Origin of the sequence: Microbulbifer agarilyticus (assembly GCF_019800665.1) — a bacterium.
GTDB classification, from domain to species: Bacteria; Pseudomonadota; Gammaproteobacteria; order Pseudomonadales; family Cellvibrionaceae; genus Microbulbifer; species Microbulbifer agarilyticus_C.
In genome coordinates this window covers 134194-147489 of record NZ_JAHVKO010000003.1, presented here as the reverse complement: position 1 = coordinate 147489, position 13296 = coordinate 134194, and the positions used below count along the sequence as shown (strand labels likewise).

Annotated in this window: 8 protein-coding genes; 1 reads left to right on the top strand and 7 read right to left on the bottom strand. The window is 57.2% G+C overall.

Going from position 1 to position 13296, the window contains the following annotated elements; translation table 11 throughout:
• Positions 1-17 precede the first annotated feature (17 nt).
• Positions 18-2468, bottom strand: coding sequence for a TonB-dependent receptor (locus tag KUV22_RS06320; protein WP_222229454.1), 2451 nt, complete (start codon positions 2466-2468; stop codon positions 18-20).
• A 206-nt stretch (positions 2469-2674) separates the two neighbouring features.
• A complete protein-coding gene (locus KUV22_RS06315; RefSeq protein WP_222229452.1) occupies positions 2675-3529 on the bottom strand; it encodes a carbon-nitrogen hydrolase family protein in 855 nt (284 codons plus the stop codon).
• A 269-nt stretch (positions 3530-3798) separates the two neighbouring features.
• Between KUV22_RS06315 and KUV22_RS06310 the strand changes: the two genes are divergently transcribed.
• Positions 3799-5079 (top strand): MFS transporter, encoded by a 1281-nt coding sequence (locus KUV22_RS06310; protein ID WP_222229450.1) that lies wholly within the window; start codon positions 3799-3801, stop codon positions 5077-5079.
• Between the two features lie 48 nt (positions 5080-5127).
• Here KUV22_RS06310 and KUV22_RS06305 read toward each other — a convergent pair whose 3' ends face one another.
• The 5 genes from KUV22_RS06305 to KUV22_RS06285 form a co-directional block, all read right to left on the bottom strand.
• On the bottom strand, positions 5128-6927 hold the full coding sequence (locus KUV22_RS06305; RefSeq protein ID WP_222229448.1) for an aminotransferase-like domain-containing protein: 1800 nt from the start codon (positions 6925-6927) through the stop codon (positions 5128-5130).
• Between the two features lie 163 nt (positions 6928-7090).
• A complete protein-coding gene (locus KUV22_RS06300) occupies positions 7091-7708 on the bottom strand; it encodes an HdeD family acid-resistance protein (protein WP_224867642.1) in 618 nt (205 codons plus the stop codon).
• Between the two features lie 274 nt (positions 7709-7982).
• Positions 7983-9143: an efflux RND transporter periplasmic adaptor subunit gene (locus KUV22_RS06295; protein WP_222229447.1), complete on the bottom strand. Its 1161-nt coding sequence runs from the start codon at positions 9141-9143 to the stop codon at positions 7983-7985.
• Entirely contained in the window at positions 9140-12244 is a 3105-nt protein-coding gene (locus KUV22_RS06290) for an efflux RND transporter permease subunit (protein WP_222229446.1), read from the bottom strand. The genes KUV22_RS06295 and KUV22_RS06290 overlap by 4 nt, the downstream gene beginning before the upstream one ends.
• A 223-nt stretch (positions 12245-12467) precedes the next feature.
• Complete coding sequence (locus KUV22_RS06285) at positions 12468-13280, bottom strand: LytR/AlgR family response regulator transcription factor (protein ID WP_222229444.1); 813 nt, start codon at positions 13278-13280, stop codon at positions 12468-12470.
• Between the last annotated feature and the right edge of the window lie 16 nt (positions 13281-13296).

Below are 13296 nucleotides of genomic sequence, written 5' to 3'. Positions count from 1 at the left end.
TGAGACAACGATGAGTCTTAGAAGTGGTAGCGTCCGGAAACACCCAGGGTGCGCGGCAGACTGATATAGTCTTTTGACGCATTGCCATAGAAGTTTTCCGCCGGATCGGTACCCATGTGCGCTTCGGTCAGGGCACCCGTTACACCATCTTCATTGAAGAGGTTCTTCGCAAACAGTGTGACATCCCAATCGTCCGCCACCAGTGTGCTACTCGCATTCCACAGCTGGAAGCCATCGAACTCGGTAAAGGTTCTACCGCTGCCGATCGCGTTGGTGGTTTCAGATTGATAGTAACCACTCAGACGCGATACCAGCGTAAGATCCGTCGCAACCGTGGTGGTGTGATCCAGAGAGAGTGACATGGTGTGCTCGGCAGTACCGGGCAGAGTGGTGCCAGACTCGGCAACCATAAACTCACCCAAGACACCGCTACCCTGCCAGTTACCACTGGGCTGGTAGAAATCCTTGGTCAGTTCCGCATCGACAAAGGCATAACCGAAGTTATAGCTGATGCTTTCGCTCAGGTCGCCATTCAACTCGACTTCGAGTCCCTGGGTACGCGCTTCATCGCCGTTAACCGCCGCGAAGAAGCCCCAGTTGGAAGTGGCCGTGTTGAGCTGGGGATCGGTCCAATCCATGCGGAACAGGGACACGGTGTAACGCATTGCATCGGTCGTGCCCTTAACACCCAACTCGTAGTTCAACACCTGGTCGGCGCCGTACTGCAGGTATTCCGGACTTTCTGCGAAGCCGCCCATCAGCGGCACCGCGTTGGCGCCTCCGCGGCGATAACCTTCGGAGATAGTCGCATAGAGCATGGTGCTTTCGCTCATATCCCAGGATACATTTGCTTTCAGCAACGTATCGTCATCCTTGGTGGTAAAGCTCGCTCGGGTATCCTCTTCCGGTGCCGGCCAGATCGGCAGCTGCAGCACCGAATCGTTGGTCAGCTTGTTATCGAAATGACGGAGACCCAGAGTCATGCGCAGGGTATCGGAGAAGTTAAATGTGGTTTCGCCGAAAATAGCCGCATCGGTAAAGTTCTGATTACGGCGGAAGTAGAAGTCCTGATCCTGAACATTAGCACCCCAACCGGTGAACTCTTCAGCAAACGAAATGCCCGGGGTCCATACAGCCGGCGCAACCGCCGTCCACGCCGCCCAACCCGGCATATAGCTGTTTTGCCCCGCCTTACTGTCCTGGTCCATATAGAAGAAGCCGGCAACCCAGTCCACGAAGTTATCGCCATTGGAAACCAGACGAATTTCCTGCACCAGCGCACTGTCATCGTAGAAGCGTTCGGCCTGAGCCAGAGGACGAGGTGAACCGCCGTAGTAGTTTGCGAACCAGTTGTTCTGCGCGTAGAAGCCAGAGTTGTCACTGATGGCAATGCCATCGTGGGAGTAACTGGAGGTACTGGAGGTAAAGGTGGCGAAGCCCATATCCAGAGAAATTTCCAGTGAGGTCAGGGAGACGTCGCGCTCGGAGGGTTCCAGGGTTACCGCACCGTTTTCATAGTCATCGTAGAATTCTTCTTCGCCGCTGACCCAGTTGGTGCCGCGGGTAACCTGACGACGCCCGCCAATTTCATCACTCTGCATCTGATGCGACAGCTGTACGCTCAGCTGGTCATTGGGCTCGATCAGCAGTGCAGCGCGTGCGTAGCTAATTTCCACCGTGTCTGCGTCTTCCACGCTGCGGAATACCGGCGCACCATTGGCGATGTCGCCGCCGGCTGCCACGGGGGCACCCTGAGCATCAAGCTCATACACATTGGTGTAATCGACTATGCCGTCGTTATCAATCATGCCCACGTTCGCACGCAGTGCCATCGTGTCACCGAGCGGGACATTGATCAGCACATCGCTGTTCATGTTAAAGCCGTCGGAACCTTCTGTCTGACTGAAACTGCTACCCACAGTCGCTTCATACTCGCCGAGCTTCGGCTTGTTCATAATGTAGCGCACGGTGCCCGCCAAGGAGCCGGAGCCATACAGGGTACCCTGTGGGCCACGCAATACTTCCACGCGCTCAATGTCTTTCAGTACGAAGTTGGCATACAGCGGCGTGTCGTCTACGTAGGTTGCTACGGTCGGTACGGCGGAGAGCGGCACATCACCATTGGAGCCGCTATCGACGTTCACACCACGAATCATTACCCCGTTCACGGTGCCGGAGTTGCGGTATCCGCGATCCACAACGGTCAACCCGGGAACACTGCGCATCATTTCTGCAGCATCGGTAATCTGGCTCGCTTCCAGCTCGTCACCGGAAACCGCAGAAATATTGTAGGGAATGTCCTGTACGCTCTGCGCGCGACGGGTTGCGGTAACGATGATTTCTTCAACCGTTTCAGCACCTTGCGCCAGGGAGATTTGCGGAACCGCGAATAACGTACCCGCAGATACGGCCGCGACCGCACTGGCCAGTGTGGATTGGGTAAACCTCTGCTTGTTTGCTTGTTTCATGGTGCCCTCTGCTAGGTTTGAAACTCTCTTTGAATTGTCTTTGCTGGCCAAACAGCGCCGGCTATTGTTGTGGTTATTTTTTATATCCGGACCCTGACCCTAACCTAGGGCCAGTTAGTCTATAACGACTGGTCCAGTTTTTACTCATCCTGTGAGAATGGGTTCGGTTTATTCGGGGCTCACCCCGACATTTGTTACGCAAGTAATCACTCAGGTACTTTCAGTTCACCAAGGCGTTGCAACGTGGGCGATACTGCGCCCGCTTCATACTGAGGGTACTGCACCCGACCATCGCGGAAACTCTTCAGCGTCTGGCCCAGCCCTTTCATGCCGCGCTCACGCACTTGAGTAACTTTGTCTAGATTAACTTCAAATGCGACAACCTCTTCCTCTACAGAAGCCTCGTGAATAGTCTCACCTTCCGGCCCAACAATGATGGACCGCCCTACCCCCTGGGCGCCGGCCGAATTCACATCGACGATATAGCACTGGTTCATGGTGGCGCTGGCGCGGACGATGGACAATTCATCCTGACGATCAATGGTGTCGGTTTTGGTAGGGTGGATAATGACCTCGGCGCCCAGCCACACCATGGCGCGGGTGGTCTCTGGAAACCACATGTCGTAGCAAATCGACACACCGAAACAGCCCACATCCGGTATATCGAACACGACAAACTGGTCGCCAGCGGTCACGCCCTTTTCATAGGGGAGGAAGGGGTACATTTTGCGGTAGCGGGCAATCACTTCACCCGCGGGATTGATCACCGGTGTGGTATTGAATACAGCAGTGCCGCATTTCTCGTACATGGAGCCAGGGATCAACCAGATACCCAGCTCACGAGCGGCGCGACAAAAGGCTTCTTCTTCTGCGGAGGGCAGCTCACGGGCGTGCTGCGCACCGACGCCACGCAGTGCCAGCTCGCTCAACACAATCATTTTCACCCAGGGGTAACGCAGCTTGGTTCGCTGGATTTTCTGCAGCAGTAGCTCGAGATTATCCACTTCCTCAAGCTTCAGTTGCAGCGCGGCTATCCCGAACGTATTGGGTTTGCTACTCATTACACCGGTTCCTGATTGTGCAGTCTTGTTCATATTGCCTGGGACCATACTGGCCCATGTGAAAGCACCGCTATAGGGCCAGATGACCGCATGACATGAGTCCAAACCCCATTTCTCAGCGAAAACGGACTTTTGGCTCCAACGACAGGACCAATCTGGCACTATGGATGATGATGTAATAAGTTAGTTTTGATCCGGAGCCTGGCCGACTACCGCGGGGCAGGTAGATGTAAAAACAGCCACAGCAAAAACGATGCACCGGAGCAGCCATGCAAAATCCAGTAAACAGCGCAGCGACAGACGTTTCCAATGGCGGCGGCGTGCTGCCCGATAGCAGTTCAGCGCAACGGCCGCTGGCCAGTGGCCGGTTTGCGAGTAATGGCTGGGCCGCGAGCGTATTCCTCGCGTTTCTCTCTTCGGCGGGGCTCTATTACGTCAATATCTTTCCGGTCATTGTGGATGCATTGATGGCCGGCGCTGGGCTGAGTGCCGAACAGGCCGGGCAGATTACCTTTGCCAACACCATCGGCGCGGTTATCGGCGCCTTCGGGGTTTCCTGGCTGATTCGCCATATCCCGCGCTGGAAACGTGCGGCGGCGATTCTGCTGTGCTGCTCGATCGGCATGGATGTATTGACCATCCAACTGGCCAACCTGGATTTGTTGATCCCGCTGCGCCTGGTGCACGGTATTCTCGGCGGTGCACTGGTAGGGCTGGGATTTGCGGTCATCGCACGCAGTGGTATCGCGGGTCGCAGCTACAGCATGGTGCTGCTGGTGCAATACACCGGCGGCGCTATCGGTATGGGATTCCTGCCGGCCTTGGTGGTTGAGCATGGCACCTACGTACCTTTCTATGCCCTGATTACCTTTAGCGCAATTACCTTGGTGATGCTTCCGTTGATCGCGGACTATCCTTTGCCGAGTAAACCGTCGTCCGAATCGCCCACCCAATCACCGAGTGCCGCTCACGAACAGACAAAGGCATCGCGCTCTCTCCTTCCAATTGCAATTACACTGTTCGCGCTGTTCTGCTTTCAGTTTGCCAACATGGCCCTGTTCGCGTTTATTTTTGATCTGGGGAAAACCTATACGCTACCGCTCGGATTTATCAGCCAGACGTTGTTCTGGGCAAACCTGATTGCCATCAGTGGGGCCATGCTCGCGGCAGTGACCGGGCAGAAATATCCGCTTGCGAAACCGCTTGCTGCGGCATTGGTCATTACGCTGGTTGGGTTGCTGCTTTTCTTGCTCAGCGATGTACGCGCGATGTTTATTATGGCCAATGTGGTAACGGGTATTACCTGGGCATTCTGTGTGCCCTATTTCCTGACCATCGCCTCGCGTTTTGATAGCGCGGGCCAGATGGGCGCCTTTGCGGGGTTTGCCTCCAAGCTGGGATTGGCCTGTGGGCCACTATTTGCAGGGTACTTCATTACCGGTGGCGGCAGCTATGCGCAGCTGATCATTCTGGCCACGGTGATTCTTGGTATCTGTTTGATTGCCATTCCAGCGGCAAGCCGGCTGGATCACTCAAACCAGCAGGGCTAACCGTATTAATCGACCTGGTTACTCTCGATATAGCTAATCTCGACCTGGCTACTCGTTGGCAACAACTGCCGTATCAATCAGTTTTCCGCTCTCGTTAAACCATTTGATACGGTGGCCATCGGTTACCACGTGAAAGCTGGCCTTGCGGCCGTATGACCATGTGCGCCACTGGCGCACCCACTGGCCGCCATCAAGCCACCAGCGCCCGGTATCCGTCTCATCCATTTCCACATCATTGCGCGAATAGCCCAACATGGTGCCGTCGGGTTTCAACTCGATACGATAGGATTCGCCCAGGGTGTTGGTGCCAAGGAAAACCGCTCCCGGCATTTCCTTCTGCAGATCCTGGGCACTCAGGCGTCTACCTGCCGTATTGGCCAGCGATTCTTCTTCCGCCTGCAATTCGCCATTAATCAGCTGCGCGAGTACCCGCACGCCGCCTTCAATTTTATCCGCATCGATTGCGGAAAAGCCCAGGCGCACCGCACTGCCATCGCTGACGGCTTCCAGTAGCAGGCCATTTTTCTCAGCGCTAATTTGTAACTGTGCACCGTCCATATGCTGTGGCAGTTCCAGCCAACAGGCGGTACCGCAGCTTGCGCGCCGGACGTTTAATTTCGGCAGGTGATACATCAGCGCTTCACCCAGCGCCGTCCAGCGCTCTTTCAACTGCTGGGTAATTTTAAACAGTGCCGCATCGAGATAGCCGGCGGCGACAAACTTTGCCAGCAGGCGCTGGTTGAGTGCGGGCACGCGCTCTCGCAGGGTATAACGCAGCGCACGCAAACGCTGGATCACCGGCTTGGGGGCAACCACAAATGCCAGCTGCATACCGGGGTCGATGATTTTGGGGAACTGATAGAGGTAGATAACCGAGCCGCCGCCATCCATACCTTTCAGCGGCGGCAATGGATTGCCGTGGTAACAGAAATCGTGATCGCAGTCGTTCTCGATAATCACCGTTTTCTGCTCGCGCGCCTGCTTCAGCAGCAAGCGACGGCGCTCAAGACTGCAGGTAACCGCAGTGGGATTGTGCACATTGGGCTGCAGATAAATACAGTCGGCTTGTTGGAGATTCTCATCCAGCAATGGGCCGTCTGCATCTTGCTTTAACGGCAATATCTGCGCACCGGTACGGCGGAAGATCTCGCCGGTCTCACCGGCGGCCGGTTGCACGAGTGCAAGTTTGCGCTGATCCCCCAGCAATAGCTCACCAAGCAAATGGCAGGCCTGCTCCACGCCGCAGGTGAGCAGGATTTGCCCCGGCTCTACGTAGATACCGCGACGGGGCAGCAACCGGGTACAGATCTGCTCCACCAGATGGCGATCGTCTTCATTGCTGCCAAGTGTCGCCCACTGCGCAACTTCCCGCGCGGTAAAAATATCCCGTGTGCACTCTCGCCATTCGGCTCCCGGGTACAAGCGCGGGTCGTATTCGTTACTGACAAAGGGAAAGGGGTATTGCAACCAATTGGCAGGGCGTGCCTGTAGCGCACGACGATTGACCGAGACCGCATTGCAATGCGTGCGCCAGAAGCTGCGATCATCCTCATCCCGCTGCGGTTCGCCGGCACTATGGCTGATTACGCCCTGCTGGGAAACGGTATCGCTGACATAGAAACCACTGCGCTCACGGGTTACCAGAAAGCCGTCATCCACCAGTTGCTGGTAGGCGAGCACCACGGTATTACGTGCCACCCCCAGCTGCTCGGCCATACGCCGCGAGGAAGGCATTTTATGACTGGCGGGAATGCTCCCGGACAAAATGCCCTGGATTAGCTTTTCACGGATTTGCTGCTGCAGGCTTTTTTCTGCCGCAGGATCGAGAATGATCAGCGCTTCGCTCATGTTCGGCTCGTTATATTTGTTCTGGCCTGATGCACACCGCACACGACTTAAGCATGACTACCACGAGTCAAAAGTCATCCACAGTGTGCACGGGGGCCCGCGCAGTTTCAAGCACGGGCCCCCGGGGTTATTGCCGGCCCCGGCGATTGGGGCCCGGTTAATTTCATGCGGATTGCGTGCCAACCTTCTTCAGACGGAAGGCCAACCACACCAGAATAATGCCGAATGCGATTGCATAGCCGCCGATCAACCACAGCAACGCCAGCGCGCCGGCTCCGGGTTTGATCAGGAGAAATAATCCAACAATGACCGACAGGATACCGGCCAGTATCAGCAGCCACTCGTGGTCTATTTCCTTGCGCAGGCGGATCGCGCCGATGATCTCAAAGATACCGCGCACCAGCGCCCAGGCACCGATAAAAATCACCAGTACCAATGCAGTCACCTGCGGATATACAAAGGTGATGATACCGGCCGCAATACCGGTGATCCCGACAAACAGCAGCCACCAGAGTGAAGAGCGCTCGGCAGAACCGCGGCCCTTGATGGCTCCGTACAGGGCAATGACGCCGTCCACCAGGGTGTAGGCACCGAACAGGAGGACCAGGCTAAGAAGGGATATACCCGGCCAGACAAAGGTGAGTACACCAAACAGTATGGCGAGCAACCCGCGCACCAGCGCCACCCACCAGTTGTCGACCATGGCGCGCAACAGCGGGCTGTTGGCGAGGTCGCCCCCGCTAGCGGAATCATTTTTGCGAATTGGAGTTTCTGAGGACACGGTAAGACTCCCTAAGCAAGGATATTGAGTCAGTGCGTTATAAGGTGGAGGTAATGAACTCACCACTTTTCCTACTAACCCGCGAGACAGGACAACACCCGATCCAGCCAATATGGCCCGGGCATAACAACCCACCTCGAAATTCCTCACCGACCGCTGGAGTCCTACTCCGTGAAAATTGAACCCGACACGATCCAGGCAGGCGCTACCTCAGGATCACGCCTCGCAATGTACCGCAGGTATGGACATTAAATGTATACGTGACGAAGCCCCGTTATGAGTCGCGCAACTTGGTATTAACTGCCTCGCCCACCGCGATTTCACGCAGGACCTTGACTGCCTGCCCCGGCTGCAGGCGCTCGGCGCCGCGCACGATGACCTGATCACCATCGCGCACATCGCCTTCCACGGCTATCCAGTCGCCGTCGCCACTGCCGGCGGTAACGGCGAGGCGCTGCGCCTTGCCTTCGCCATCCACCCGGAATACGTAGGCATTGCCATCACGCAGGATCAAGGCATCGCGGGGAATGGCTATGGTCTGTTCCGCCGCACGCAATGGCACTGCTACCTGTACCGGAAGCCCGGCGATCCATCCGGCAGCAACTTCGGTGGGCAAACTGACCAGCATTTTCACCCGGCGGGAACCGGCATCGGCCACCGGTACTAATTGCCGTACCTGTCCCTGCACAACTGTCGCGGCGGACTCGCGCTGGGCGCGGTTGCCCAGTACATCGCTGCGCAAGGTCAGGGCGTCGCCCTGTTGTAATAAGGGCAATGCCCCCAGGGGAATATCTGCTTCCACTTCCAGCTGCCCCATATCCAGCGCGCGCACCAGCTCATCACCGGTGCGCACGTATTCGCCGGCCTGTAGTTCACGGCTGACCACCAGGGTATCAAAGGGCGCATTGATGCGGGTTTTACCCAGTTCGTACTGGCTGCGATCACGGGCAATTTTTGCCGCGGCCAATTGCTGGGCCAATGCCTCCCGCTCTGCCTGCTGCTCTTCCAGTACTGCGCGCGATGTGCTGTTGCGCTCGGCGAGGGATTGCAGGCGATTCAGTTGCGCGTCCATATAGGTCAGGCGAGCCTGCAGTTGTTTGATCTGACTTTCCGCGTCGCTCAACTGCAACTTCCACGGGGTTGCATCCAGCTCGGCGAGGCGCTGGCCTTGCTTCACCTGTGTACCCGGCTCTGCAACATATTCCAGCAGGCCATCCAGCTGCGATGACACGCGAATATCGCGCCGACTCACCACGCGCCCCGCAGCCCACTGACTTGGGGAAAGATCGCGCAGTTGTGCGCGGCTGGTGGAGACCGCCACGCCATCCTGCGCTCCCTGACCGAAAACAGGTAGGGAAAAAATACTGCCTGCGATCAGCAGTGCGTTGATCCAATGGGAAATTCGATTTCGAGAAATATTTTTCGTCTGCATCATGACTCGCTCCCTGCGTGGTCGGCGTGGAGTTTGTGTTGAATTTTGTTTAGACCCGGTAAGGGCAGTTTGCCGGTTTGCAGCAGCGCGGGCAGCAGAACCAGCGTAAACAGGGTGCTTACCGCCATGCCGCCAACAATTACCGCGGCCAGGCCGCGATAAATCACACTGCCTTCACCGGGCGCCACCAGCAGCGGCAACATGCCAAACACGCTGGTGAGGGTGCTCATAAAGATCGGCCGCAGCCGCAGCTTCAGTGCCTGCTCTACGGCAGCAGAACGCTCGAGGCCTTCCAGCTCCGCGGCGCGGGTCTGATGCACTAGCAGGATTGCATTGTTAACTACCAGACCGAGCAGGATCACAAAACCGATCATGGTCAGAAGGTCCAGCGGCTGGAAACCAAATAGATTAATCAAGCGAAGTGCCAGCACCCCGCCCACCGTCGCAAGCGGCACAGTCAGTAAAACCAGAGCTGCGTCTTTCAGAGAGCGGAACAGCGCACTCATCAGCAGGAACAGGATCACCAGTGCCAGGACGAAATTCTGCGACAGGGATTGGATCGCGTTATCCAGATCACTGGCATTACCGCCCACCAGAATGCTGCCGTCGGCAGGCATCGCGGCCTGAATTTTCGGCAAAATATCCGCCTCAATTTGCGCACGCACTTCCTCCAGGGAAACATTGTCCGGCGGCACGATACGCAAGCTGATTGTGCGGCGCCCGTCCACTCGACGCAGGCTGCCCGGCCCCACCGTGCGCTCCACACTGGCCAACTGCGAGAGCGAAGTAATCTGGCCGCGGGGGGTAACCAGCGGGGTGTTTTCCAACTGCTCCGGCGTACCCCACTCCTGCGCCTTGAAGATCACATCCAGGCGTTTTTCACCGTTAAAGTACTCACCCACGTAGAGGCCATTGCCGAGCGCGCGAATCAGGCTGCCCATATCCTGGCGGTTCCAGCCCTGCTCGTAGATGGCGCGGTCGTCCGGATGCACGGTGAGTTCCGGCTCTGCCAGTGACAGGCCCGGGTTAGGCTGCACGGGTACACCCGGCATCTGTTCGCCGATAATTTCCACGCCGGCCGCGGCGGCTTTCATCAGCCCCTCTGCGTCTTTGGATTGCAGATGCAGCTCGATCTGCCGGTCGCCGCCGAACTGGCCGAACAAGTTGCCCCGCGCAGCAAAGCCCTGAAAATCTGGAATATCCTTGAGCACTTCCTGCCGCAGGATGCGTTCCATATCTGCGGCCTTACTCATGTCCTTCACCCGCACACCCATGGTGCCGCCATTCGGCCAGGTGAGGATGTAATAGTTTTTTAACGCCGGCTCTTTTTCGCCGCGCATATATGGGCCCATACGCCGATCGAGTTCTGCCACCACTTCTTTCGCAATGGTTTTATTGTTGGTGGCTGCGGGGAAATTCAGCCACACATCCACAGCGTCCCGCTTTACCGGCGGCAGATAATCGAGCTTGGGCAACAGCAACCAGGTCGCGGCCAGCGGCAGCACCAGAAACACAGCAATGACTCGCCAGCGTCGCGTGGTGGTCGCAGTAAGCCGCATCACCCGGCTGCTGATTTTGTCCCACAGCGGCGCCAGTCGGTCGCGAGCAGAAACTTCCGGCAACCACAGCTTTGCCGCGACTGGCACTACCGCCACCGCAACCAGCAGCGAGAACACCACCGCCACGGCAATGGTGAGTGCCAGGTCACCGAAAATCTGTCCTTCCACGCTGTTGAGAAAAAATACCGGCAGGAAAATGGCTACCGTGGTTGCCGTGCTCGCCAGCAATGCACCCCACACCTGCCCGGCGCCCTGCGCGGAAGCCTCGTCGGGACTCTTACCCTTTTCCCGCAGGCGAATAATGTTTTCCAGCACCACAATGGCGGCGTCCAACACCATACCGGTAGCGAACGCGAGCCCCGCCAGCGAAATTACATTCACACTGCGCCCCGCGGCAGACAGCACCACAAAGGTGGCAAGCAGGGAAATTGGAATCGCCGCGGCTACGATCAGGGTGGCGCGCATACGCCGCATAAACCACCACAACACCCCCACCGCCAGCAGCATGCCAAGCAGCAGGTTTCCACCGAGTAAATTCAACGCACGGTAAACAAAAATCGAAGCATCAAAGGACTGCACCAGCACCAGTTTCTGATCCGCCAGCATGGTGTCATTCAACTCCGCAACCCGCGCTTTAACCCGCTCCAGCGTCGCCAGCATATTGGCGCCGTTGGCGCGATTAATACGGATAGAAACCGCCGGGTTGCCATTTTGTGTAGCAGTGCCATTGGATTCCGACGGCGCCACTTGCACACTGGCGATATCACCCAGTCGCACCGCGCGGCCATCACGCCACTCCAGAACCAGTTGCGCAAGCTCATCCGGACGGTACTCACCGGCAAAACGCAAGGTATAGCGACGGCGCCCCACATCGGTAAAGCCGCCGGACACATCCCGTGCCGACGCCAACTGCTGCGTAACCAGCGGTAACTGAATCCCCAGCTCCGCCGCCTTCCACGGATCGAACACCACCTGCAGCTCTTCCCGCGCAGCCACACCATTCTGCGCCTCTACACTGGCCACCCCGGGCACCGCCTCCAGCTCCGGGCGCAACACATCCTCAATCAGACCTGTGTAGTCGCGCATGGTGTTCGGGTTGCCCGGCAACAACTGCAGGAAGAAATACGTCAGCGGCGACGTATTGCCACCCCAGCCGCCCAGCATCACCCGCGGCGGCTCTGCATCCCGCGGCAACGGCGGCAGACTGCTCATACGGCTGATCACATCGATGAGCACCTTGTCCATATCCGTGCCCATGGCAAACTCGAGATTCACCCAGGCGCCACCGCGACCGGCGTTTACCTGCATCATCTTCAGCCCGGTCACTCCCTGCAGCACCGACTCGATCGGCTCAACAATTTCCGCCTCTACTTCCTTGGGCGAAGCCGCTCGCCATCCGGCCTGGATGGTGATCTGGGGGTTTTCGATATCGGGAAATAATTGCACCGGCAGTTTGCTGGCGAGAAACGCGCCCAGCAGCACGGCAAGCACTACGGCGACCGCCGTGGCGGCAGGATTCTTTAGCGCGGTATTGGTGAGCGACATGCTCGCGACCCCATCAACGTTTGATTGTTTTTATCAAAATACTTTTGAGGTTGAGAATATCTGCTGAGGGCAGCAAGGCAACGCGGTTGCGATAGAGGGAAGGATTTTGCGGGCGAGCCGGAGAAAAAATAAGACGATCGGTTTACGAAGTTGAAGCGTGCAATGAGAAAGCGGAGCACACTGCTCCGCTTTCAAATAACACTAGAAAAAACGCTGTCGAAAACTAGATAAAATGTTGAACCTTGTTCTTATAACTGCGGCTCATCTTCAATCGTTCACCGTTGTTCAGCACCAGGTGATACTCGCCGTTGATATGCGCGCAGATCTCGCGCACCCGTTTCAGGTTGACGATGGTTGAGCGGTGAATACGCTGGAACACTTTGGGGTCCAGCTGCTGCTCCAACTCTTTCATGGTGATGCGCATAACGTGTGTCTCACCGTTGGCATGCACACACATGTAATCACCGGCAGCATCGATCCAGTCGATATCCCGCGCCGGTACCAGTGAAATTTTCCCGGAATCTTTAATGGCAATTTTTTCCGGGTAGCGGCTGCCACCCAGCTCGCCCGCCGCCAGTTTTTCTTCCAGCGCTTCCGGCGATTCGTGGGTCAGGTCCGCGACCGCCTCCAGCAATTGCTCACGCTGGGCCACGAGATTTTCGCTACCGCGCTTCTCCCGTACCCGCTGCAACGCCATCGCCAGGCGATCTTCTTCGATGGGTTTCAGCACGTAGTCGACCGCGTTCACTTCAAACGCTTCCACCGCGTATTGATCGTATGCCGTAACAAATACAATCTGCGGCATGCCATCGGCAGGAAGCAGCTGTACCAGGTCCAGACCGCTAACCCCAGGCATCTGGATATCCAGGAAGGCGACATCCGGTTTTAATGCCAGGATTTGTTCGCGCGCCTCGCGGCCATTGCCGCACTCGGCCACCACTTCTATACCGCCGAGGTTTTCCAGGCGCAGGCGCAAACCGCGCCGGGCCAGGGGTTCATCGTCCACAATGATGACTTTCAGAATATCACTACTCACCAGTACGCCCTCTCCA

Coding starts and splice junctions, on each gene's coding strand:
- KUV22_RS06315 (WP_222229452.1), bottom strand. CDS start 3,529: ATGAGTAGCAAACCCAATACGTTCGGGATAGCCGCGCTGCAACTGAAG.
- KUV22_RS06295 (WP_222229447.1), bottom strand. CDS start 9,143: ATGATGCAGACGAAAAATATTTCTCGAAATCGAATTTCCCATTGGATC.
- KUV22_RS06305 (WP_222229448.1), bottom strand. CDS start 6,927: ATGAGCGAAGCGCTGATCATTCTCGATCCTGCGGCAGAAAAAAGCCTG.
- KUV22_RS06310 (WP_222229450.1), top strand. CDS start 3,799: ATGCAAAATCCAGTAAACAGCGCAGCGACAGACGTTTCCAATGGCGGC.
- KUV22_RS06320 (WP_222229454.1), bottom strand. CDS start 2,468: ATGAAACAAGCAAACAAGCAGAGGTTTACCCAATCCACACTGGCCAGT.
- KUV22_RS06290 (WP_222229446.1), bottom strand. CDS start 12,244: ATGTCGCTCACCAATACCGCGCTAAAGAATCCTGCCGCCACGGCGGTC.